The organism is Aquabacterium sp. (assembly GCF_035476535.1).
Classification (GTDB): domain Bacteria; phylum Pseudomonadota; class Gammaproteobacteria; order Burkholderiales; family Burkholderiaceae_C; genus Pseudaquabacterium.
In genome coordinates this window covers 1-20,476 of the sequence record NZ_DATILJ010000311.1, presented here as the reverse complement: position 1 = coordinate 20,476, position 20,476 = coordinate 1, and the positions used below count along the sequence as shown (strand labels likewise).

24 protein-coding genes are annotated in these 20,476 nt (G+C 70.4%); 14 read left to right on the top strand and 10 right to left on the bottom strand.

What is annotated here, in order from left to right; genetic code table 11:
* Positions 1 to 27: 27 nt before the first annotated feature.
* Positions 28 to 396, bottom strand: a complete 369-nt coding sequence (locus VLK61_RS30025) for a glutaredoxin domain-containing protein (protein WP_325427023.1) — start codon at positions 394 to 396, stop codon at positions 28 to 30.
* Positions 397 to 500: 104 nt separating this feature from the next.
* Here VLK61_RS30025 and gstA point away from each other — a divergent pair, with 104 nt between their 5' ends.
* The gene (gene gstA / locus VLK61_RS30020; protein WP_325427022.1) at positions 501 to 1,109 is read left to right on the top strand and encodes a glutathione transferase GstA; all 609 of its coding nucleotides are present in this window, start codon (positions 501 to 503) and stop codon (positions 1,107 to 1,109) included.
* A 6-nt stretch (positions 1,110 to 1,115) separates the two neighbouring features.
* On the opposite strand, the gene VLK61_RS30015 is transcribed toward gstA, so the two are convergent.
* The 4 genes from VLK61_RS30015 to VLK61_RS30000 all read right to left on the bottom strand — a co-directional run bounded on the left by VLK61_RS30015 (position 1,116) and on the right by VLK61_RS30000 (position 5,355).
* Positions 1,116 to 2,699, bottom strand: coding sequence for a thioredoxin family protein (locus tag VLK61_RS30015; protein ID WP_325427020.1), 1,584 nt, complete (start codon positions 2,697 to 2,699; stop codon positions 1,116 to 1,118).
* Positions 2,700 to 2,760: 61 nt separating this feature from the next.
* The gene (locus tag VLK61_RS30010; protein ID WP_325427018.1) at positions 2,761 to 3,603 is read right to left on the bottom strand and encodes a helix-turn-helix transcriptional regulator; all 843 of its coding nucleotides are present in this window, start codon (positions 3,601 to 3,603) and stop codon (positions 2,761 to 2,763) included.
* 114 nt (positions 3,604 to 3,717) lie between these two features.
* Positions 3,718 to 4,407 carry a hypothetical protein gene (locus VLK61_RS30005; RefSeq protein ID WP_325427016.1) on the bottom strand — a complete coding sequence of 230 codons (690 nt, stop codon included), beginning with the start codon at positions 4,405 to 4,407 and terminating at the stop codon, positions 3,718 to 3,720.
* 15 nt (positions 4,408 to 4,422) lie between these two features.
* Entirely contained in the window at positions 4,423 to 5,355 is a 933-nt protein-coding gene (locus VLK61_RS30000; RefSeq protein ID WP_325427014.1) for a LysR family transcriptional regulator, read from the bottom strand.
* Between the two features lie 122 nt (positions 5,356 to 5,477).
* On the opposite strand from VLK61_RS30000, the gene VLK61_RS29995 reads away from it, so the two are divergent.
* The 4 genes from VLK61_RS29995 (at position 5,478) to VLK61_RS29980 (ending at position 7,735) form a co-directional block, all read left to right on the top strand.
* Positions 5,478 to 6,104 (top strand): FMN-dependent NADH-azoreductase, encoded by a 627-nt coding sequence (locus VLK61_RS29995; RefSeq protein WP_325427012.1) that lies wholly within the window; start codon positions 5,478 to 5,480, stop codon positions 6,102 to 6,104.
* Between the two features lie 55 nt (positions 6,105 to 6,159).
* Entirely contained in the window at positions 6,160 to 7,032 is an 873-nt protein-coding gene (locus VLK61_RS29990) for a pirin family protein (protein WP_325427010.1), read from the top strand.
* A gap of 62 nt (positions 7,033 to 7,094) precedes the next feature.
* Entirely contained in the window at positions 7,095 to 7,529 is a 435-nt protein-coding gene (locus tag VLK61_RS29985; RefSeq protein WP_325427008.1) for a putative toxin-antitoxin system toxin component, PIN family, read from the top strand.
* Complete coding sequence (locus tag VLK61_RS29980) at positions 7,517 to 7,735, top strand: toxin-antitoxin system HicB family antitoxin (RefSeq protein ID WP_325427006.1); 219 nt, start codon at positions 7,517 to 7,519, stop codon at positions 7,733 to 7,735. Before VLK61_RS29985 ends, VLK61_RS29980 begins: the two co-directional genes overlap by 13 nt.
* Before the next feature lie 43 nt (positions 7,736 to 7,778).
* On the opposite strand, the gene VLK61_RS29975 is transcribed toward VLK61_RS29980, so the two are convergent.
* The 3 genes from VLK61_RS29975 to VLK61_RS29965 all read right to left on the bottom strand — a co-directional run bounded on the left by VLK61_RS29975 (position 7,779) and on the right by VLK61_RS29965 (position 9,821).
* A complete protein-coding gene (locus VLK61_RS29975) occupies positions 7,779 to 9,071 on the bottom strand; it encodes a DUF4397 domain-containing protein (RefSeq protein WP_325427004.1) in 1,293 nt (430 codons plus the stop codon).
* A gap of 126 nt (positions 9,072 to 9,197) precedes the next feature.
* On the bottom strand, positions 9,198 to 9,476 hold the full coding sequence (locus VLK61_RS29970) for a DUF427 domain-containing protein (protein WP_325427002.1): 279 nt from the start codon (positions 9,474 to 9,476) through the stop codon (positions 9,198 to 9,200).
* A gap of 189 nt (positions 9,477 to 9,665) precedes the next feature.
* Entirely contained in the window at positions 9,666 to 9,821 is a 156-nt protein-coding gene (locus VLK61_RS29965) for a hypothetical protein (RefSeq protein ID WP_325427000.1), read from the bottom strand.
* Positions 9,822 to 10,050: 229 nt separating this feature from the next.
* Here VLK61_RS29965 and VLK61_RS29960 point away from each other — a divergent pair, with 229 nt between their 5' ends.
* Genes VLK61_RS29960 through VLK61_RS29945 form a run of 4 tightly spaced genes read left to right on the top strand, consistent with a single transcriptional unit; the run spans position 10,051 to position 13,406 of the window.
* Positions 10,051 to 10,752 (top strand): ABC transporter ATP-binding protein, encoded by a 702-nt coding sequence (locus VLK61_RS29960; protein ID WP_325426998.1) that lies wholly within the window; start codon positions 10,051 to 10,053, stop codon positions 10,750 to 10,752.
* Positions 10,749 to 12,026, top strand: a complete 1,278-nt coding sequence (locus VLK61_RS29955) for an ABC transporter permease (protein ID WP_325426996.1) — start codon at positions 10,749 to 10,751, stop codon at positions 12,024 to 12,026. Before VLK61_RS29960 ends, VLK61_RS29955 begins: the two co-directional genes overlap by 4 nt.
* A 14-nt stretch (positions 12,027 to 12,040) precedes the next feature.
* Complete coding sequence (locus tag VLK61_RS29950; protein ID WP_325426994.1) at positions 12,041 to 12,637, top strand: DUF3299 domain-containing protein; 597 nt, start codon at positions 12,041 to 12,043, stop codon at positions 12,635 to 12,637.
* A 7-nt stretch (positions 12,638 to 12,644) separates the two neighbouring features.
* The gene (locus tag VLK61_RS29945; RefSeq protein WP_325426992.1) at positions 12,645 to 13,406 is read left to right on the top strand and encodes a phosphatase PAP2 family protein; all 762 of its coding nucleotides are present in this window, start codon (positions 12,645 to 12,647) and stop codon (positions 13,404 to 13,406) included.
* On the opposite strand, the gene VLK61_RS29940 is transcribed toward VLK61_RS29945, so the two are convergent.
* On the bottom strand, positions 13,319 to 13,531 hold the full coding sequence (locus VLK61_RS29940) for a hypothetical protein (protein ID WP_325426990.1): 213 nt from the start codon (positions 13,529 to 13,531) through the stop codon (positions 13,319 to 13,321). The two genes, VLK61_RS29945 and VLK61_RS29940, sit on opposite strands and share 88 nt — an antisense overlap.
* A 161-nt stretch (positions 13,532 to 13,692) precedes the next feature.
* Here VLK61_RS29940 and VLK61_RS29935 point away from each other — a divergent pair, with 161 nt between their 5' ends.
* From VLK61_RS29935 to VLK61_RS29915, 5 genes are all read left to right on the top strand, one after another.
* Positions 13,693 to 14,034 carry a hypothetical protein gene (locus tag VLK61_RS29935; RefSeq protein WP_325426988.1) on the top strand — a complete coding sequence of 114 codons (342 nt, stop codon included), beginning with the start codon at positions 13,693 to 13,695 and terminating at the stop codon, positions 14,032 to 14,034.
* Positions 14,035 to 14,232: 198 nt separating this feature from the next.
* Entirely contained in the window at positions 14,233 to 16,296 is a 2,064-nt protein-coding gene (locus VLK61_RS29930) for a TonB-dependent receptor (protein WP_325426986.1), read from the top strand.
* Positions 16,297 to 16,455: 159 nt separating this feature from the next.
* Positions 16,456 to 16,776: a hypothetical protein gene (locus VLK61_RS29925; RefSeq protein ID WP_325426984.1), complete on the top strand. Its 321-nt coding sequence runs from the start codon at positions 16,456 to 16,458 to the stop codon at positions 16,774 to 16,776.
* A 187-nt stretch (positions 16,777 to 16,963) separates the two neighbouring features.
* Positions 16,964 to 18,364 (top strand): S1 family peptidase, encoded by a 1,401-nt coding sequence (locus VLK61_RS29920; RefSeq protein ID WP_325426982.1) that lies wholly within the window; start codon positions 16,964 to 16,966, stop codon positions 18,362 to 18,364.
* A complete protein-coding gene (locus VLK61_RS29915) occupies positions 18,334 to 19,335 on the top strand; it encodes an FHA domain-containing protein (protein WP_325426980.1) in 1,002 nt (333 codons plus the stop codon). Before VLK61_RS29920 ends, VLK61_RS29915 begins: the two co-directional genes overlap by 31 nt.
* A 69-nt stretch (positions 19,336 to 19,404) precedes the next feature.
* Here the strand turns inward: VLK61_RS29915 and VLK61_RS29910 are convergent, their stop codons facing one another.
* Entirely contained in the window at positions 19,405 to 19,983 is a 579-nt protein-coding gene (locus VLK61_RS29910; protein WP_325426978.1) for an NnrU family protein, read from the bottom strand.
* Between the last annotated feature and the right edge of the window lie 493 nt (positions 19,984 to 20,476).

Genomic DNA, 20,476 nt, shown 5'->3' with positions numbered 1-20,476 from the left:
GGCGATTGTTGCGGCTCCGCGCGGTGATCAAGCGGCCAACAAGCGCTGAAGTTCGCCGCTGGCGATCAGCTTGACCAAATCATCATGGCCGCCGATCAGCATGCCCTTGACGAAGATCATCGGAAACGTCGGCCAGCCGGTCCACATCTTCAAGGCGCCGCGCCGGCGCCAATCGCCCAGGTAGCTGCCGTACTCGAGGTAGTGGTGAGCCACGCCCGCCGCATCGAGCGCCTTGCGGGCCTTGCGCGGAAACGGGTTCTGCCGCATGCCCACCACCAGCACCACATGCCGTGCGGCAGCGGCCTGCACCTCGCCTAGCACGGCACCGTGGTACTCGGCCACCTTCTGCCGGATGGCGGGATGGAGGGCGGACTCTTCCAGCACGGGACGGGGCATGGCGGCAGCCTGGCAGCAACAAGGCATTCAGCATAGCCGCAGCGCCGCCAGGGGCAATCGGCTACAGGCTATCGTCGCCAACCCACAACCGGAGACCTCACCTCATGAAGCTCTACTACAGCCCTGGCGCCTGCTCACTCAGCCCGCACATCGTGCTCCGCGAAGCCGGCCTGGCCTTCGAACCGGTGCTGGCCAGTACCAAGACGCACCAATTGGCCGATGGCACCGACTACTACACCATCAACCCAAAGGGCTACGTGCCGCTGCTGGAGCTGGACGACGGCCAGCGCCTGTCCGAAGGACCGGCGATCGTGCAGTACATCGCCGACCAGGTGCCCGCCAGCGGCCTGGCCCCCGCGGCCGGCACGATGGCGCGTTATCGCCTGATGGAGTGGCTGAACTTCATCTCCACCGAGCTGCACAAGAGTTTCTCGCCGCTGTTCAACCCGGCGATGCCCGAAGAAGGCAAGGCCGTTTACCGCGAGCGCCTGGCGGGCCGCTACAAGTGGGTCAACGAGCAGCTCGAAGGCAAGCAGTTCCTGATGGGCGAGCAGTTCAGCGTGGCCGATGCCTACCTGTTCACCGTGACCAGCTGGGCCTCGCGCGTCGGCGTCGACCTCGGCGGCCTGGCCCATGTGCAAGCCTTCTCGGCGCGCATCGCGGCACGCCCCGCAGTGCAAGCCGCGATGCGGGCCGAGGGCCTGATCAAGTAAGGCGTTTCAAGCCTTCGGCCTGGCCAGAGACTTGGCCAGCGCCTCGCAAGTGGGACGCTGGCCGTCGGCCGCGTCCAGCTTGCCGCAGACACCGTCCACCTGCTTGTGCAGCCGCTCCAGCGTCGCGGCATGCTGGCCGCCGCTGTTCCAGCTCACCAGCTTGCTGCCCACGCGCTGCAGCGAACGTGCACTGCGCTCGTAGAACGCACCCTGGTCCTGCGCCGCTTCGCTGAACAGCTGCGTGGCCGTCTTCTCGATGCGGGCCACATCTTGCGGCGCCAGCTCGACCAGCGCGCTGAAGTAGGTCGCGCCCCATTGCAGCCGTGTCGCCGGGCCTTCGCTCTTGTCGAAGGCCTGCTGGTACCAGCGCAGCGCCTCGTCCTTGCGGCCCAGCTTGCGGGCATTGCTGCCGAGCTGGTTCATCAGGTAGTAGGGCGAATGGCTCTTGGCCAGGTTGGCTTTCAGCAGCGCATCGCTCTCGGCCCACAGCCCCGCCTGACCCAGCATGTACGCGGCCGCGGTGATCACCGCCTGGCGTTCGTAGCCATCGGTGATCTCCTTGTCGGCCCGCGCGACATGCTCGCGCACGGCCTTCAGCAGCGCGGCGTCGAGCTTCGGGTGGCGCTCGTCCTTGGCCAGGTCCAGCCGCGCCAGGTCGACGCGGGCCAGCAGCGCCGACAAGCGGTCGCTGCGCGACAGGCTGGCATCGGGCTCCAGCCGCTTCAGGGCGGCCTCGAAGTCTCGCGCAACGGCTTGCCGTTCCGCGCCCGGCTCCGGTGCCAGCGCCTTGCTGATGTCCGCCGAGTAGTTCACCAGCATTTCCATCTGCGCGCGACTGGCGGCCGGGTCGGCCAGCAGCTTGCGCACCCGCTCACGCAGCGCGGCATCCGCCTTGATGCCCTTGCCATCGTCGCTGGCGGCCAGCGATTTCAGCAGCAAGCGCGTCGCCGACTCCGCTTCGCCGGCCGGGCAGGCCGCCGACAGCTGCGCCAGCAGGCCCGGGCGCTCGGCCTCGGGCACCAGCTGGTCCTGGTCGGTGTCCCACGAATACAGCGCCAGCGCACGCCACTCGTTGCTGGCCAACGTCTTGCCGGCCTGGGCATCGGCCAGCACCGCCTTCACCGGGCGGCCACCGGCCAGGCCGCGCTGCAGCATCGCCATCACTTGCGGCGCATCGGCTTCGCCGGGCAGCCGGGTGAGTTCGGTGCCGTCGGCCGTCATCAGGATCATCGTCGGGTAGCCGCGCACCTTGAAGCGCGCACCCAGCTTCTGCGCGCCGGGCAGGTCGCCGTCGATGTTGACCGCGACGAAACTCTTCGAGCGCTCGATGAAGTCCTGGCGGTTGAACAGCGTCGCCTTCAGCTGGTTGCACGGCGGACACCACTTGGCGCCCCAGTACAGCAGCATCGGCTTCTTCTCGCTGCGGGCCTGGGCGAAGGCCTTGTCGATGTCGGCATCGCCGGCGGCGGCCAGCCAAGCCACGCTGGGTGCGGCCGCTCTGGCGGCGGCCGCTACGGCCGGCACGGCGACCAGCAGCAGGCTGGTGGTGAGAAGGGCGGCGTGGGCAAGCCCGGTCAGGCGGCGACGCATCGATGAGTCTCCTTCGTGGGGAGCCGACATTGTGCCGACCGGGTCGCGGCGCGGCAGCGGGTCAGCCCGGCAGCCTTGCCACGGTGTCGGCCAAACGCTGGCGGGTCGCGGCGTCCGCCGGGAAGAAATGCTCGACGCGCAAGGACGCCGCGGTCACGTCCAGCGGCGCGCCGAAGGTGGTGAAGGCCGAGAAGAACTTCAGCTCGCCGCCATCCGGCGTGCGCAGCCAGGTCAGCAACAAGGGCATGGCACTGGCGCTGGGGGCGTGGGACGTCAGCCGACGGGGCAGCTGCGGCCGCAGTTCCTCGACGATCAGCCGCAGCGCCGGGCTCAGCATCGCCTCGCGCTGTGCACGTTGCCAGACCTCGGCGCAGACCTCGTCGGCATTGAGCAGCGCCGTCGCCAGGCCGCCCGGCGCGAACATCGCGCGCAGCAGGTTCAGGCCCTGGCCCAGCCCGTCCGGGTGCACCCCCAGCAGCTGCATCATCGCCACGGTGCCGCGGTTGGCCTGCAGCAGGTTCCAGGCGTCGTCGAGCACGAAGGCCGGCGCCGGGTCATGCGCTTCCAGCAGGCGTGACAGCGCATCGCGCACCGGTGCCATCTCGGCATCGGCCAGCGTGCGCTGCTTGAAGGCCGGCGCATAGCCTGCGGCCAGCAGCGTGTCGTTGCGCTCGGCCAGCGGCGCTTCCAGTGCATCGAGCAGCGCATGCAGCATCTCGCGGCTGGCCTGCGCGCGACCGGTCTCGATGCAGGACAGGTGACGCTGCGACACGCCCACGCGCAGCGACAGCTCCAGCTGGCTGATGCGCCGGCGCTGGCGCAGGTCGCGCAGGCTGTGCCCAGCAGGCGCGCCGGGGGCCGGGCGCGCCACAGCGGAGGGCGTTGCCGCTCGGGCGGGGGGCAAGGTGGCGGTGTGCATGGCCGCCATCGTGCCGCAGGACACAGCATCGCGCCATGACCTCGCAGGTCATGGTGGCCGCATCCGGCCGCCGCGCAGGCAGCCTCACCGCCGCCGGCATCAGGTCAGCGGCGATTGCGCGTCGTCATCGTTCGGCTCGGGCACCGCCCGCGCCAGCGCCATCCAGATGCCGAAGGGCAGCTTGCATGCACGCTTGGGCGCCGGGCGCAGCACCTCCAGTTCACCGCTGTCGTGCGCGGCCATCACGCCGTACAGCTCGGGCACGTCGGCCGGTCCGCCAATGCCGGCGCGCAGCACATACCAGCACTCACCGCCGATCTGACGATAGGCCTCGCCCTTGGCCGGCTTGCGCAGGTCGGCCAACAGGTCGGCGCGGCGCACCTTGATCTCGTGCACCACCGGTTCGAGGTAGTCCTCCACCGTGGTGTAGCGGATCGAGTAGACATCCGGCATCGCCATCACCCAGCCGGCCTCGTCGCCCTCGCCCACCTTGGCGCGCAGCGACAAGCCGCGCCACACCACGCGCCCGGCGCGCTGCATCTCGCGGGCGATGCGACCGACCAGTTGCTCATGCGCATCCCGCGCCGCGCGGTTGCGCTGCAGCGTCTGCGCCAACAAGGCGACGCCGGCATCGGTGACGCGCACGGTTTCGCGGCCGGCAACATCCCGCTCGCGGGTCAGCAGGCCGGCGGCCAGCAGCTCGATCTCGATCAGGTCCTGGAACGGCCAGCCGGCCGAGCGCCAGACTTCGCGCAAACGGCGCTGGTGCATCACACCCAGGGTCGCCATCCACCTGCCCTTCGCTCAGGCGACGACGGAGGACTCGGTGCAGGTGCCCATCGTCGCCACCAGCGCGTCCAGGAAGGCACGGGTGCGCGCCGGCATCAGGCGCCGGCCGGGAAACACAGCCCAGCAGTTGCCCGCCGGCAGGCACCAATCGGGCAGCACACGCACCAGCGCGCCGCCCTGCACCTGCGCCAGCGCATAGAAGTCCGGCACCATGACCACGCCGACACCTGCCTGCGCCATGCGCATCAGCACATCGGGCGAATTGGCCAGCGTGTGCTGCACCGGTGCCCCGCTCCAGCGCTCGCGGCTGCTGCCGCTGCCGCGTTCCAGTTGCCAGGGCGTCGAATCGCCGGAGCGCGACAGCAGCATCAGCCCGTGCAGCGCCAGCAGGTCGTCCGGCGACGCCGGCATGCCGATCGCCTGCAGGTAGGCCGGCGCGGCGTAAAGCCCCATCGTCATCGCCGCCAGCTTGCGTGCCGCCAGTTGGCTGTCATCCGGCAACTCGCCCATGCGCACTGCCAGGTCGAAGTTCTCGCCGATCAAGTCGACCCGCCGGGGCGACAGATCCAGTTCCAGCACGATGGCCGGATGCTCTTGCACGAAGCTGGCCAGCATCTGCGGCAACGCGAAGCCGGCAAAGTCTCCGGGCATCGACACGCGCAGCCGCCCGCTGGGCTTGGCCTGGCGATGCTGGGCCAGCGCCTGCGCGCCATCGACCTCCGCGGCCAGCGCCCGGGCATGGTCCAGCACGCCGACGCCGAATTCGGTGATGCTGAGTTTGCGTGTGCTGCGCTGAAGCAAGCGCTCACCAAAGCGCTTTTCCAGCGCCGCGATGCGCCGCGACACGGTGGACTTGGGCAGGCGCACGCGCTCGGCCGCACGGCTGAAACTACCGGCTTCGGCGACCCGCGCAAACAGCATCAGGTCATTGGCATCGAGGTCCACCATGGCCGCGCCTTCTTCATTGATCGTTCCCGAGATGGAACAATGTTATCCAGTCCAACGGCTTCCGTTGCCGGATTCGAACCAATACAGTGACTCCATCGCCATCCAACCCACCGGAGTCCCAGATGAACATCCTGCAAGTCAATTCCAGCGCCCGTGCGTTCGCGAACGGGGCCGGTTCCTTCTCCACCCGCCTGGCCAACGAACTGGTGCAGCGCCTGCGCGACGCCGAGCCGCAGGCCACGCTGACCTTGCGCGACCTGAACCTGGCGCCCCATCCTGCCCTCGACGAAAGCACGCTGCAAGCGCTGTTCACGCCGGCCGAAGCCCGCACGCCGGAGCAGGCCGCCCGTGTCGCGCTGGACGATGCGCTGATCGCCGAGATCCAGGCCGCCGACGTCGTGGTGCTGGGCGTGCCGACCTACAACTTCGGCGTCAGCAGCCAGCTGAAGCACTGGATCGATGCGATCGCCCGTGCCCGCGTCACTTTCCAGTACACCGAGAAGGGCCCGGAAGGCCTGCTGAAGAACAAGACCGTCTATGCCGTGCTGACCCGCGGCGGCGTGCACCGCGACCAGCCCAGCGACACCGTGGTGCCCTACCTGAAGACCATGCTCGGCTTCCTGGGCATGACCGATGTGCGCTTCATCTACGCCGAAGGCCTGGCGATGGGCCCGGAAGCCGAAGCCCGCGCGGTGGCCGACGCACAAGCGCAGATCGCGCAGCTGGTGCACGATACCGAAACGGTTTGAGGCTGTGTTCGAGACTGCGTTTAAGACTGTTTGCCCTTTGAATGGAGACCCTGTGATGAACCACACCACCTTCGAAACCCCGGTCGTCAGCCGTGCGCGCACGGTGGAGCGGCTGGTCGCAGGGCAGCCCACCAGCGACGGCGCCGGCGTCAAGCTCACGCGCGTGCTGACCAACACCTTGCAACGCCGGCTCGACCCCTTCCTGATGCTCGACGCCTTCGGCTCGGACAACCCCGGCGACTACATCGCCGGCTTCCCCGACCACCCGCACCGCGGCTTCGAAACCATCACCTACATGATCGCCGGCCGCATGCGGCACCGCGATTCAGCCGGCCACGAAGGCCTGCTCAGCAATGGCGGCGTGCAGTGGATGACCGCCGGCCGCGGCGTGATCCACAGCGAACTGCCGGAGCAGGAAGAAGGCCGCATGGAAGGCTTCCAGTTGTGGCTGAACCTGCCCGCCAAGGACAAGATGCGCGACCCCTGGTACCGCGACATCCCGTCCGGCGAGATCCCCGAGTTCACGCGCGACGGCGTGCAGGTGCGCGTGATCGCCGGCGCCAGCCACGGCGTGCCGGGCGCCGTGCAGCGTGACCAGACCGAGCCGCTGTACCTGGACCTGCATCTCGAGCCCGGCGCCCGTTTCGAACAGACGCTGGACCCGGCGCTGAATGCCTTCGTCTATGTCTACCGCGGCGGCCTGTCGATCGGCGACACCGCGGTGCCGGTGCAGCGCATGGCGCTCCTCGCCAACGGCGGCGACACGCAAGGCATCGTGCTGCAGGCCGGCGAGCAGCCGACCCGCGCGCTGCTGATTGCCGGCCGACCGCTGAACGAACCGATTGCGCAGTACGGCCCGTTCGTGATGAACACGCGGGACCAGCTGATGCAGGCGGTTGAAGACTTTCAGAACGGCAAGCTGGCCTGAGAAGCACATCGGTCGCCTCCTCCGGGGCCAGCAAATGACAGCACATACGCTATCATTTGCCGATGCCTACCGTGGTGTTGGATACCAATGTTCTGGTCGCCGCGCTGCTGCGTGACGCCGGCAGCGCGCGGCTGGTCTTGCGGGCTTGCCTGGCCGGGCACTACGACCCGGTGATCGGTCCAGCGCTGTTGGCGGAATACGAAGACGTGCTCGGCCGCACCGAATTGTTTGGCAACTGTTTGCTCAACGCCCGAGAACGTGAAGAGATCTTTGACGGCTTCGCGAACCGCTGCAAATGGATCGAAGTGTTCTATGCCTGGCGTCCCAATCTGCCAGACGAAGCGGACAACCATCTGATCGAGTTGGCCGTCGCCGCGCAGGCAGACGCCATCGTGACCCGCAACCTGCGCGACGTGTCGCTCGGCGAACTGAAATTCCCGCATCTCAAGGTCTTGACCCCCGAACAATGCCTGGAGGTACTGCCATGTCCACGTTGACGATTCGACTGCCCGACGACAAGCACGAAAGACTCAAGGCATTGGCGCGTGCCAACTCGATCAGCGTCAACAAGCTGATGGACGAGTTGGCAACCGTGGCATTGGCCAACTACGACGCGCGGGTGCGCTTCGAGACGCGCGCCGCGCGCGGCAATCCAAAGCGCGCGCTGGCTTTGCTCGACAAATTGGACCGCACCGAGTCTTGAAACCTGCCGTGCGGCCAGGCACGCACCTCGCGCGCCCGCGCCCTCAACGCTCCTTGCGCAGCGCCGCACTCGGCTGCGCCGCCTCACCCAGCATGAACAGCGTGTAGACGCCGCGTGAGGCCAGCGTGCCGTCGCTGAGCGTGTACAGCGCAGCGGTCGACAGCGGCGAGCTGACGTCCAGCCGCAGGCTGCTGCCGCCGGTGACATTGCCGAAGGCCGATGCCGTGCCCGGCAGCACATCGCCGGCGATGACGCTGAAATCAGCCGTTAGCGTCAGCGCATCGCTCAGGCCGGACACGGCATGCACCAAGCGCAGCTTGGCGTTGGTGCTCAGCGTGGGCAGGCGGTTGTCGTCGTTGATCACCGCCAGCTGCGGCGCCGCGGCGCTGCCCCAGACCAGCAGCGTGGTGTCGCTGCCGGCAGCCAGCGCCGGTGCCGTCACCGCCACCGGCGTGCCGTTGACGACCAGCTGCAGCGCGCTGTTGTTCGCGACAAACGTGCCGTAGCTGCCGATGGTCGGCGAGGTGCCGCCGCTCAGCAGCGTGCTGCCGCCGAGGCTGGCGGTGACCTTGCCGTTGCCGGCCACCGAGGCCACCACGCGGGCGCGCGCCAGGTTGTTGTTGAAGGCGCTCACGCTGCCCTGCTGCACCGCCAGCAAGGCATGCACCAGCACGCCACCGGAGCCCGGCGTGACGATCAGCGTCGCCACCTGGGTGCTGGCCAGCGTCAGGCCGGACACGTCCAGCCGCAGGTCGCTCTTGTCACCGGCCGCGGTGACGCGCAAGCGGTAGGTGCCGGACGTCACGCTGGTGTAGCCCACGGTAGCGCCGCCCGCCACACTCGCGGCCACAGCACTCGCGTTGTCCAGCGCCTCGTCGGTGCCGGTCAGGTAGACGTCGACGCTGCCGGCATCGATGGCGCTGTTCAGCACCATCAGCTTGGTCTTGCCGCTGTCGGCCGCCGTGACGTTCTCTTCCAGCAGCGCGGTCTTCATCGCGCCCTGCCAGCCATAGGCCACCACCGTGTAAGCCACGTCCTTGGACAGCGAGCGGCCGGTGGTCGACAGTGCCGAGGTGCTGCCGGTGTTGGTGATCACCGTCGACAGGCTGGCGCTGGTGCTCACCGACGCATACTCGCCGACCGCGCCATAACCCAGGCCACTGTTCTTCTTGACGTCGTCGACATAGAAGTCCAGCGAGGCATAGGCCCCGCTGGCATTGAGCAGGCGGATGCGCGCCGTGCCGTCGTCGTCGTCGCTGCCCTTGCCCCCACAGGCGGCGAGCACGGCGCTCACCACCACGGCGGCCATCGTGGCCACCCGTTTCATATCGATCATCACAAGAACCCCTCGCCGCACAAAAAGATGCAGGGGGCATTGCACGATCACGGGATTGCCGCGCTGTGGCGCAGTGCTGCTACGCCGTGAAACTTCATCACCGGGCCGACACATTCGGCCCGGCGATCAGACGACTTGCACGCCCTTCCAGAACGCCACGCGGCCCTTGATCTGCTGCGCGGCCTCGCTGGGCTCGGGGTAGTACCAGACTGCATCGGCATTCATCTCGCCATTGATGAACAGGCTGTAGTAGTGCGCCTGGCCTTTCCAGTGGCAGCTGCTGCGGTGGTTGCTGAAGCTGGTGTATTCACGCTTCAGCGATGCCTCGGGGAAGTAGTGGTTGCCTTCGACGACCACCGTGTCCTCACTCTCCGCCACCACCACGCCGTTCCAGATTGCCTTCATCGCCGCTCCATCGTTCCATGCGCCGCCGCGTGCTGCCCGGCGGTCCGACCGGCTTTATCGCACAGGCCGCATCGTGCGCGCGCGGCAGAAAAGAAAACCCGCCGGGCCTGGTGGTCCGGCGGGCGCAAAGTCCCCACGGGTCAGGGGGACGGGAGGAGTCAGGTCGACTGGCTGGCGTGCGGCTCAGGCTCAGGCTTTCGCGTCGCACATGCCTTGCTGCGCCACCGTGGTCTGCGCCGCCTGGTACTGGGTGGCGGCCATGCTGTTCAAGCTACCCAGCACGCCCAGGGTCATCAGTGCGGCCAGGCTGAAAGCGATGGCGTGTTGGGTGATGTGCTGGCTCATGGGGGGGCTCCTGGGGTTGCCGTGGCGTGTGTCGATGGCTGCACTGTAGGAAGGCGCGCGCCACGCCACCAGCGGCGTGCGACGAAGCCCCCGAGCCCTGGAACGAACGGCGGCCATGGCCGACGAAATGCACCGGGCCACGGCGCGTGGGCCCGGGCCAGCGGCTGCTGATGCCGGCCGGGTCGGGCTGGCCCGGCTGGCCGCGCGAGACGGGCTAAGCTGCGCGGCCATGTCCACGCCGCCGTCACACCTTGCCCTTGAACTCCACGACCTGCGCTATCGCTGGCCCGCCAGCACGGCCGATGTGCTGCAGATCGATGCGCTGCAGGTCGCGCGCGGCGAGCGCGTGTTCGTGCGCGGACCCAGCGGCTGCGGCAAGAGCACGCTGCTGTCGCTGATCGCTGGCGTGCTGCTGGCCGATGCCGGCAGCGTGCGCCTGCTCGGCCAGCCCTGGTCCGCGCTGTCGGCGGCGCGGCGCGACCGCCAGCGCGCCGACCACCTGGGCTACATCTTCCAGCAGTTCAATCTCCTGCCCTACCTGTCGGTGCTGGACAACGTGCGCCTGCCCTGCCGCTTCTCGGCGCTGCGTGCGTCGCGTGCACCCGCCGGCAGCGCCGAGCAGCTGCTCGAGCGCAGCGGCCTGCCCCCCAGCCTGTGGCGCCGCCCGGCCGCCGAACTCTCGGTCGGCCAGCAGCAGCGGGTCGCCGCGGCACGTGCGCTGATCGGCCAGCCCGAGGTGGTGATCGCCGACGAGCCGACCTCGGCGCTCGACGAAGACCTGCGCGAAGCCTTCATGGCGCTGCTGCTGCAGGCCTGCCACGAAGCCGGCAGCGCGCTGGTCTTCGTCAGCCATGACAGCCGCCTGGCCGCGCACTTTGATCGTCAGCTGGATCTGCCGGCGCTGAACCACGCCCAACGGGTGCTTGCATGACGCCCTTGCTGAGCCTGGCCGCGCGCAGCGCCTGGAACCGCCGCTTCGTGCTCGGGCTGGTGATGCTGTCGATCGCCTTGTCGACGCTGCTGCTGCTGGGCATCGAACGCATCCGACAGGACGTGCGCGAGACCTTCTCGCAAGCGGTGTCCGGCACCGACCTGATCGTCGGTGCACGCACCGGGCCGGTCCAGCTGCTGCTGTATGCGGTGTTTCGCATCGGCAACGCGACCAACAACATCCGCTACAGCAGCGCGTTGACGCTGGCCCAGCACCGCGCGGTGGCCTGGGCGGTGCCGCTCTCTTTGGGAGATAGCCACCGCGGCTTCGCGGTGCTGGGCACGACGGCCGAGTACTTCCAGCACTTTCGGCATGGTGACAAGCAAGCATTGAAGCTGGCCCAGGGCCGGGCCTTCAATGGCCTGCCGCCCGGCGGCGTGTTCGAGGCCGTGCTGGGCGCCGAAGTGGCGCAGCGCCTGGGCTACCGACTGGACCAGCGCATCGTGCTCAGCCATGGCGACGGCGCCTTCCGCGCCAACGACCATGCCGACAAGCCCTTCACCATCGTCGGCATCCTGGCGCCCACCGGCACGCCAGTCGATCGCACGGTGCACATCAGCCTGCAGGCGATGGAGGCACTGCACCTCGACTGGCTGGCCGGTGCGCCGCTGCCGGGCATGGCGGTGTCGGCTGAAGGCGCGGTGCAGCGTGAGCTGACGCCGCGCAGCGTCACCGCGGTGCTGATCGGGCTGAAGAGCCGCGCCGCGGTGTTTTCGCTGCAGCGCGAGGTGGCCAACTTCCGCGACGAGCCACTGCTGGCCATCCTGCCCGGCGTCGCGCTGGACGAGCTGTGGGACGTCGTCGCATTGGGTGAACGCGGGCTGCAGGCCATGAGCGCGCTGGTCGCGGTGGTCAGCCTGGCCGGGCTGATGGCGGTGATCCTGGCCGGCCTGAACGAACGCCGGCGCGAACTGGCCATCCTGCGCGCGGTGGGCGCCGGGCCGCGCCAGATGCTGCTGCTGCTGGCGCTGGAAGGCGGGCTGGTCACCGCCGCCGGCGTGCTGCTGGGCGCACTGGTGTGCTGGGCCGCGGTGGCCCTGCTGGGCAGCTGGGTGCAAGGGCAATTCGGCATCGTGCTGCGGCCGGCAGCGCCCGGCACGCCAGAATGGCGACTGATCGGCGCCCTGCTGGCCGGCGGCTGGCTGGCCAGCCTGGTGCCGGGCTGGCGCGCTTATCGCTTGTCCTTGATCGATGGGCTGTCGCCCCGTGTTTGAGCCGAGATCCCCCCATGCCTGAGCTGTCCCGCCTGATGCCGACCCCGACGCCCACCCTGCCGCGTCGCCAATGGCTGGGTCACGCACTGGGGTTGGCGCTGGCGGCTGCGTCCGGCACCGCGCTGGCCCAGGCCGCCAGCAAGCCCAGCGGCTACACCGAGCTGCGCTGGGACGACCTGGTGCCCAAGGGCTGGGACCCGATGAAGGGCTTCCGCGAGCAGAACCTCAGCGCGATGAACGATGCCGACCCCAAGGTGGCCGACATGATGCAGAAGATGCGCGAGGCCTGGGACAACGCGCCCACCGAGCCTTCGCTCGACGGCGCCGCGATCAAGCTGCCGGGCTACCTGGTGCCGCTGGACGAATCCAAGGCCGGCATCACCGAGTTCCTGCTGGTGCCTTATTTCGGCGCCTGCGTGCACACGCCACCGCCGCCGGCCAACCAGATCGTGCTGGTGCAGCCGGCGAAGCCGCTGAGCGGCTACCGCACGATGGACACGGTGTGGGCCAGCGGCCGCCTGCGCGCCGCGCGCCAGGGCTCGCCGATGGGCACCGCCGCCTATCGGCTGGAGGCCGCGCTGGTCGAGCGCTACCAGGCGCCCGCGCGCTGATCCACCGGTGTTGATCGACGAGGGCGCCGGTGCGCCACTGGCCTGGCGCCTGATCACCCGCCTGGGTGAAGCGCAGCTGCTGCTGCCGGCCATGGCCGCGATGCTGCTGTGGCTGGTGCTGCGGCGCGGCGCCTGGCGGCTGGCCATCGCGTGGACGCTGAGCACCGGCATCGCGGCCCTCCTCACCACCGCGAGCAAGATCGCCTTCATCGGCTACGGCCTGGGCTACGCGCCGTGGAACTTCACCGGCCTGTCCGGTCACGCGATGTTTGCCGCGGCGATCCTGCCCATCCTGTGTCGGCTGGCCGAGGGCTGGCTGCCGCCCGCCTGGCACGGCCGCGGACTGGCTGCCGGTTACGGGCTGGCCGCGCTGGTGGCGGTTTCCCGGGTGCCGGTGCAGGCGCACACAGTGTCCGAGGCGCTCAGCGGTTTTGTGCTGGGCGCAGCGGCCAGTGCCGCCACGCTGCTGATCGCCCATGCGCCGCGGCTGCGCATCAGCGCCTGGCTGCCGCTGGCGCTGGCCGGCGGGCTCAGCCTGGGCGTGGCGAAGGCACCGCCCTCGCGCACGCACGACCTGGTGACGCAGCTGTCGCTGGCCTTGTCCGGCCGGGCCACGCCCTACACCCGCCACCAGATGCTGCGCGAGTATCGGCACGCGCTTCAGCCTGCGGCCGTGCCACGTCAGCAGCAGGCGGCCAGCTGCCAGGCCAGCGGCACGTCGAACGAGAGCCCGTCGAAGCCGCTGTGCTCGATCACCCGCGTGCCCTGAACCAGTTCGCGGCTGGATTCGAACCAGCCGCAGCTGCGCGGCGCATTCAGCTCATCGCTGTCGACGGACGACACGGGCGGCGAGAAACGGGACATCGGCAGCGCGGGCACGCAGATCGGGGACATGCAAAACCTCCTTGATGTGTCGGTGTGCCGGCATCATCGGCCGCAGGTTCGGCGCCCACCATCACCCAAGGGTCGGAACAGCGGGGGATCCCCCTTCCGGGGGTGCCGTCGGGGTCGATGCGCCGACCCCCGCTGCTATGCTGCCGGGCCAACCGACGACCATGCGCTCCCGCCTGCTGACCCTGCTGTCGCTGCTCGTGCTGCTGATGCAGCCGATCACGCTGCTGCATGGCCTGGCGCACCAGAACGGCGGCCAGCCGCGCAGCGGGGTGACATGGAGCAGCAGCAGCCACGCGGTGGCCGCCGATGCGTCGTCCCCGGCCGACGAGGCGGTCTGCCCGCAGTGCCTGGTGCTGGGCGCGCTCGGCCTCGGCGTGCTGCCCGCGCTGGTGGCGGTGCTGGCGCTGCGCCTGCAGCACGCCGTGCCGCCTGCCATCGCCGCGCTGTTGCGCGGTGGCACCTCGGCCGGCTATCACGCCCGCGGCCCCCCGATCCTGCACTGACTGACCGCCCCCAGGCCGACGACATACGTCGTCCGCCCCCCGAGGGGGATGAGCAAAGTGGCAGAGCCACATTGGCTCATGACCGCCCCCAGGCCGGCTGAAGCCGGCCGCCCGCCTTGCGCGTCCGCCGCCGTGTCTGTCCTGCACAGACACGGCCGCCGCCGCGCCCCGCTGTCGTTTGCAAGGATTGCCTCCACCATGTCCCGTTCCGTCTTCACCCGGCCCGCGCTGTCGCGCGTGGCCTGCGCCTGCCTGTGCCTTCACACGGGCACCTGCGCGCTCACCGCGCGGGCCGAAGAAGCCCCGGTCAACACCGTCGTCATCACCGGCAACCCGCTGGGCCGCGACGAATCGCTGCAACCCGCCACCGTGCTGAGCGGCGACGGCCTGGCGCTGCGCCGCGCCGGCACGCTGGGCGACACGCTCGCCGGCCTGCCCGGCGTCGCGTCGTCTGGCTTCGGTCCGCAGAGTGCGCGGCCGGTGATCCGCGGCCTCGACGGCGACCGCATCCGCCTGCTCGACAACGGCGGCGCCTCGGCCGATGCGTCGAACCTGAGCTTCGACCATGCGGTGGCCATTGCGCCGCTGGTGGTCGAGCGCATCGAGGTGCTGCGCGGCCCGGCCGCGCTGCTGTACGGCGGCAACGCCACCGGCGGCGTGGTCAACACGATCGACAACCGCGTGCCGCGCTTTGCGCTGGACGGCTTTTCCGGCCGCACCGAACTGCGCTTCGGCGGCGCGGCGGCCGAACGCGCCGGCGCAGCGGTACTCGAAGGCGGCGCCAAGGGCTTCAACTGGCATGGCGATGTCGCGGCCCGCCGCAGCGAGGACTTGCGCGTGCCGCGCTTCACGCCGATCGCCGACGGCGAAGCCCTGCCTGCCACCACCCGCGTCGCCAACAGCGCCGGCGACAGCCGCGCCGGCGCTGTCGGCGCCAGCTGGGCCGATGCCAAGGGCTTTGTCGGCGCCGCGGTCGACAGCTACCGCAACGACTACGGCGTGACGGTCGAGCCCGACGTGACGATCCGCATGCGCCGCGAACAAGTGCAATTCGCCGGTGAGCGCCGCGAACTCGCCGGGCCGTTCAGCCAGGTCGAGTTCCGCCTCGGCCAGACGCGGTACCGCCATGCCGAGGTCGAAGGCGACGGTGCGGTCGGCACCGTGTTCCGCAGCACCGGCCGTGAGCTGCGGCTGCAGGCCCGCCACGCCGCGATCGACACGCCGCTGGGCGCGCTGCACGGTGTGCTCGGCCTGCAGGCCGAGCAGCTGGACTTCTCGGCCCTCGGTGAAGAAGCCTTCGTGCCGGCCACGCGCAGCCGCAGCACCGGGCTGTTTGCGCTGGAAGAGCTGCGCATCGGCGCCGCGTCGCTGAGCGCCGGGCTGCGGATCGAGCGCAGCCGCGTGCGCTCGGATGGGGACGCCAGCGACAGCGAAGAAGCGAAGTTCGGCCCGGCCAGCGAACGCCGCTTCGCGCCGCGCAGCCTGTCGGTCGCCGGCGCCTGGCCGCTGTCCGGCGGCTGGGGCCTGACGGCCTCCCTGGGCCGCACCGAGCGCGCGCCGGCCTACTACGAGCTGTTCGCCAACGGCGTGCACGTGGCCACAGGCACTTATGAGCGTGGCGACGCTGCGCTGGCGGTCGAACGCAGCCGCCAGCTGGACCTGGGCCTGCACTGGAAGCAAGGCCACCAGTCGGTGCGTGCCAACGCCTTCGCCACCCGCTTCGACAACTTCATCGCGCTGGACGCCACCGGCGCGCTGATCGAGCAGACCGGTGAGGACGGTGAAGCCACATCGCTGCCCGAATACGCCTTCCGCGCCGTGCCGGCGCGGCTGCACGGCTTCGAACTCGAAGGCCGCACGCGGCTGGTCGAGCGGCCGTGGACGCTGGACGCCAACGCCGGCCTGGACTGGCTGCGCGGCAGCAACAGCCGCACCGGCGAGCCCTTGCCGCGCCTGGCGCCCATGCGCATCACGCTGGGGCTGGAGGCGGCGCAGGGCGCCTGGCGCGCCGCGGCCCAGCTGCAGCATGCGGCCTCGCAGCAGCGCTTTTCCAGCGGCGACGTCGCGACGCCGGGCTACACGCTGCTGGGCCTGTCGGCCGGCTGGCTGCAGCGCTGGGGCGCGGGCGAAGCGCTGTGGACGCTGAAGCTGGACAACGCCTTCAACCGCCTGGCCACCAACGCCAGTGCGCTGCGCACCGCGCGTGACCTGGCGCCGCTGGGCGGCAGGGCCTTGACGGCGGCGGTGCGCATCACTCTTTGAATGGAAGCCCCCACGCTCACTTCGTTCGCTGCCCCCCAGGGGGGTGCGTCAGTCCCTTGGGAACGGCCCGGCGGTACTGACGCGCCGGATCGAACTGGCGCGTTTGTAAGCGCTTGTTCGGCCGATCGGCCGGGCCGGCAGCGCCCTAAGCTGCCGCTCATGCATCCGCACGCCCGCCCGCCCCACCTGCTGCACGACCCGGCCCCCTGCCGGCGCAGCAGCGCGGGCGTGGGCCACGTCGCCGATGCGCTGGAAGCGCAAGCACTGCCGTCGCTGACGCAAATCCTGCAGCATTACCGCGAACATGGCACCGTTGCCCGCACGGTGGCCGCCTGGCATCCGACCCTGCCGCAGGACCTGCCGGCCGCGCCGCCGAGCGCCGGCCCGAGCCCGTTTGCCGAGCCCATCGAAGGCCTGCACACCCGCGAACTGGATGGCTCGGAGCTGTTCGAGCGGTTCTTCGGCCCCGAAGCACGCTGAAGCACTGGGCTGCACGAAGGCCTTTGGACCCGCCGCCTAGAATCAACCGATGTTGATGGCAGCCAGCAGGCGAGCCAGCCGGGCACTGCCGCTGTGGGCCGCCTGCGTGCTCACCGTTCTCTCCGTCTCCGGCCAGGCCGCAGCCCCCGGAGAAAGTGCGTCCGCCCCGGCGGCGGGCCCGCGGGCCGTGACGCCCCCGATCTCGCGAGCCCCGGTGGCCGCCAGCGCGCCCAAGGCGGCCAAAGGCCCCGGCGCCGCACCGCCGCCTGCAACCGCCAGCGCCCCGGCCGCACCGGCCAGCGCGCCGCGCGACGAAAGCAACCCCAGCGCCGAACCACCACCGCCCGCCGTGGTCTCCGGGGCCGGCCAGCGCATCTACGAGCGCAGCCGCCCGCTGCTGCTGCAGGTGCGCACGCTGCTGAAGACGCAGGACAGCCAGTCCTCGGTGGGCTCGGGTTTCCTGGTCACCCGCGAAGGCCATCTGGTCACCAACTACCACGTCATCAGCCAGTACGCGCTGCAGCCCAAGCGCCATCGGCTGGTCTACGCCACGATCGACGGCAAACAAGGCGCGCTGCAGCTGCTGGCCTTCGACGTGGTGCACGACCTGGCGCTGCTGAAGGCGGTCGACCCCGCGCCGCTGGCCGGCCGCGGCACCGTGAACTTGGCGCCCGAAGCCGATGCGCTGGCGCGCGGTGCGCGCATCTTCTCGCTCGGCAACCCGCTGGACGTGGGCTTCGCGGTCGCCGAAGGCACCTACAACGGCCAGGTCGAACGCAGCTTCCTGCCCACGCTGTTCTTCGGCGGCTCGCTGAGCCCCGGCATGAGCGGCGGCCCGGCGCTGGACGAACATGGCCGGCTGGTCGGCGTCAATGTCGCGACGCGGCGTGATGGAGAGCAGGTCAGCTTCCTGGTGCCCGCCGCGCCGGTGCGCAAGCTGCTGGCGCGTGGCCGTGCGGCCGCGCCGATCATCGAACCGGCCTACCCGGAAATCACCCGCCAGCTGCTCGAGCATGAAACCGACCTGAGCGATCGCTTCATCGCCCAGTCCTGGCGCAACGCCGGCCATGCACGCTACGCCATTCCGGTGCCGCAGGAGCTGTACATGCGCTGCTGGGGCCACGGTTCGCCGCAGGCGGTGCGCGGCCTGCAGTTCGAACGCTCCGATTGCGAGATGGACAGCCGCGTGTTCATCAATGGCGCGCTGCGCACCGGCTACATCACCGTGCGCCACGAGGCCTACGACGGCAGCAAGCTCGGCGCGCTGCGCTTCGCCGAACGTTATTCGGCCAGCTTCCAGAACGAGTTCATGGGGGCGAATGATCCCGCACGCACCGCGCCGCGCTGCGTTGAGCGCAATGTGGACCGCAAGGGCCTGCCGCTGCGCGCGGTGATCTGCGTGCGCGCCTACAAGAAGCTCGAGGGCCTGCACGACCTGAGCGTGCTGGTGGCCACGCTGGACGGCACGCAGATCGGCGTGCAGGGCCGGCTCGACGCGCTGGGCGTCAGCTTCGCCAACGCGCAGCGCCTGGCGCAGCACTACCTCGACGGATACGCATGGATCGCCCCGAAGACCGGCTCGCGCTGATCGAGTTGCTCGAACGCGACGGCCGCACCGGCCGCGCGGTGGATGTGCATCGCTGGCCGCTGACGCTGGGCCGGGCGCTGGACAACACGCTGGTGCTGGACGACCTGCACGTGGCGGCAGCCCACGCCACGCTGGCGCCGGACGAAGAAGGCCGGCTGGTGCTGACGGTGGGCCACAGCGACAACGGCGTGCTGGTCGACGGCAAGCGCCTGGCCGCCGGCCAGCAGCAGGTGCTGCCCGCCGGCGGTGCGCTGCTGCAGCTGGGCACGGCCCGCCTGCGGCTGCGCCTGCGCGGCGAGCCGCTGGCGCCCGAGCGCCGATTGATCTTCACCGAACACAAGCCGGCCACGATGGCGCTGCAGGCGGCGCTGCTGCTCGTCGTGATGACGGTGCGCCAATGGGTGACGCTGGACCCCGGCGCCGATTTCACTGCCTGGCTGCCGCTGCTGTTCGGCCTGCCGCTGGCCGTGATCGGCTGGTGCGGCGCCTGGGCGCTGGTGTCCAAGCTGTTCCAGCACCGCTTTGATTTCTGGGGCCATCTGCGTCTGGTGCTGCCCTGGGTGCTGGCGGTGGAACTGGTCGAGGCCTTTTTGCCGCAACTGGGCGCCAGCCTGTCCTGGCCGCTGCTGTGGCAGCTGTCGGCGCCGGTCACCGTGGTGCTGCTGGCGTTGCTGCTGCGCGCCCAGCTGGCGCATGTGCTGCCGCAGCATGGCCGCATCGTCACCGGCGCGGTGGCCGCCGTGGCGCTGGCCTTCGGCGGCGTGTCGCTGGCCACGCTGAACCGCAACACCGACCGCTTCACCCGTGCGCCCTACATGAGCACACTGCCCCTGCCGGCGCTGCGCCTGAGCGGCGCGGTGCCGCCGCAGGCGCTGGTCGAATCGATGGCGCCCTTGCGCGAGCAGCTGGCGCAGCGCGTGCGCAAGGCGCGCGACATCGAAGCGGAAGAAAGCGCCGACGCCGACAACTGAGTGCCGCCGGGCCGGCTCAAGCCGGCCGCCCCTGGGCGTCTGCGGCGCCTGTGGGGCGGATCAGGTGGATCAGCCGAAGGGCCGCACGCCGATCAAGGGCCCGTGCAGCCACAGCGCAAACGCGGCCCAGGCCACGCCGCCGATCACGATCGTCAGCGCCGTGCCGGCGGCCGTGCCCGCCGGGTACACCGTGCCGGCGGCACGATCGCGCTGGCGCGCCGCGCGGAAGCTCAGTGCCGCCCACAGCAGGAAGCCACCGAACAGCAGCACATCGGCCAACGTGTTGTTGGCCAGCAGGTGGGCCAGTGCCCAGGTCTTGACGCTCAGCACCATCGGGTGGTGCAGCTTCGCCTTCAGCGCATTGCGCGGCACATAGGCCGCCGCCAGCAGCACGAAGGCAGGCAGCGTCAACACCGACGCCAGGTGACGGGTCCAGATCGGGCTGGACCACAGCAGCACCGGCTGCTGCCGGGCCTGGCCGTAACCCCAGACGATGAGCACAAAGCCGGCCAGCGAAGCCAGCGTGTACAGGCCCTTCCAGGCGCCGGCGCCGCGCTGCGCGATGAAGCGGCTGCGCGGGCCATCGGCAACGATGCGCGCCGAATGCATGCCCAGGAACAGCAGCAGCCCAAGGATCAATGCACTCATCACGCGGCCCTTCGCAGCTTGCCGCGCAAGAGGGCGGCGCGCCGCATTCTCACCCCTGGCCTGGCATGGCGAGCCGCAAGCCCGGTGACGCGGCGTCGAGCCCTGGCCGACCGCCCTGTGGCCGATCGACCGCCGCCTTGCAGCGCCCGCTACTTCTTGCGCTCTTCCGGCTTCTCGTCGGCCCCGCCTTTTGGCCCCGAGGCCCTTCGACCTGACCCTTCGGGGCCGGCCCGGCCGGGGCTGGGGGCCGGGGCGGGCCTTGCCGCATCGGCCCGGGCGGCTTCGGCCTGCGGCGGTGGACGGCGCGCGGGCTCGGCCCGCGGCGCTTCGGCACGTGCCGGTGGTGCTTCGGCGCGCGCAGGCGGCGTGGCGGCGCGCGCGGGTGGGGTTTCGGCCCGTCCCGGCGGGGCCTCGGCAGCACGCCCACGCGGCGCTTCGCCCCGCGCCGGCGGCACCTCGGCCCGCACCGACGGCGGTTCGGCCCGAACAGGCG

What these genes read in the sequence shown, in the direction of transcription:
- VLK61_RS29965 (WP_325427000.1), bottom strand. Translation starts at nt 9,821, where the DNA reads ATGAGCCAGCACATCACCCAACACGCCATCGCTTTCAGCCTGGCCGCA.
- VLK61_RS29940 (WP_325426990.1), bottom strand. Translation starts at nt 13,531, where the DNA reads ATGTCCCCGATCTGCGTGCCCGCGCTGCCGATGTCCCGTTTCTCGCCG.
- VLK61_RS29935 (WP_325426988.1), top strand. Translation starts at nt 13,693, where the DNA reads ATGCGCTCCCGCCTGCTGACCCTGCTGTCGCTGCTCGTGCTGCTGATG.
- VLK61_RS29930 (WP_325426986.1), top strand. Translation starts at nt 14,233, where the DNA reads ATGTCCCGTTCCGTCTTCACCCGGCCCGCGCTGTCGCGCGTGGCCTGC.
- VLK61_RS30005 (WP_325427016.1), bottom strand. Translation starts at nt 4,407, where the DNA reads ATGGCGACCCTGGGTGTGATGCACCAGCGCCGTTTGCGCGAAGTCTGG.
- VLK61_RS29995 (WP_325427012.1), top strand. Translation starts at nt 5,478, where the DNA reads ATGAACATCCTGCAAGTCAATTCCAGCGCCCGTGCGTTCGCGAACGGG.
- VLK61_RS29910 (WP_325426978.1), bottom strand. Translation starts at nt 19,983, where the DNA reads ATGAGTGCATTGATCCTTGGGCTGCTGCTGTTCCTGGGCATGCATTCG.
- VLK61_RS30015 (WP_325427020.1), bottom strand. Translation starts at nt 2,699, where the DNA reads ATGCGTCGCCGCCTGACCGGGCTTGCCCACGCCGCCCTTCTCACCACC.
- VLK61_RS29950 (WP_325426994.1), top strand. Translation starts at nt 12,041, where the DNA reads ATGCCTGAGCTGTCCCGCCTGATGCCGACCCCGACGCCCACCCTGCCG.
- VLK61_RS29980 (WP_325427006.1), top strand. Translation starts at nt 7,517, where the DNA reads ATGTCCACGTTGACGATTCGACTGCCCGACGACAAGCACGAAAGACTC.
- VLK61_RS30025 (WP_325427023.1), bottom strand. Translation starts at nt 396, where the DNA reads ATGCCCCGTCCCGTGCTGGAAGAGTCCGCCCTCCATCCCGCCATCCGG.
- VLK61_RS29975 (WP_325427004.1), bottom strand. Translation starts at nt 9,071, where the DNA reads ATGATCGATATGAAACGGGTGGCCACGATGGCCGCCGTGGTGGTGAGC.
- gstA (WP_325427022.1), top strand. Translation starts at nt 501, where the DNA reads ATGAAGCTCTACTACAGCCCTGGCGCCTGCTCACTCAGCCCGCACATC.
- VLK61_RS29915 (WP_325426980.1), top strand. Translation starts at nt 18,334, where the DNA reads ATGGATCGCCCCGAAGACCGGCTCGCGCTGATCGAGTTGCTCGAACGC.
- VLK61_RS29925 (WP_325426984.1), top strand. Translation starts at nt 16,456, where the DNA reads ATGCATCCGCACGCCCGCCCGCCCCACCTGCTGCACGACCCGGCCCCC.
- VLK61_RS29960 (WP_325426998.1), top strand. Translation starts at nt 10,051, where the DNA reads ATGTCCACGCCGCCGTCACACCTTGCCCTTGAACTCCACGACCTGCGC.
- VLK61_RS29985 (WP_325427008.1), top strand. Translation starts at nt 7,095, where the DNA reads ATGCCTACCGTGGTGTTGGATACCAATGTTCTGGTCGCCGCGCTGCTG.
- VLK61_RS29970 (WP_325427002.1), bottom strand. Translation starts at nt 9,476, where the DNA reads ATGAAGGCAATCTGGAACGGCGTGGTGGTGGCGGAGAGTGAGGACACG.
- VLK61_RS29955 (WP_325426996.1), top strand. Translation starts at nt 10,749, where the DNA reads ATGACGCCCTTGCTGAGCCTGGCCGCGCGCAGCGCCTGGAACCGCCGC.
- VLK61_RS30000 (WP_325427014.1), bottom strand. Translation starts at nt 5,355, where the DNA reads ATGGTGGACCTCGATGCCAATGACCTGATGCTGTTTGCGCGGGTCGCC.
- VLK61_RS29990 (WP_325427010.1), top strand. Translation starts at nt 6,160, where the DNA reads ATGAACCACACCACCTTCGAAACCCCGGTCGTCAGCCGTGCGCGCACG.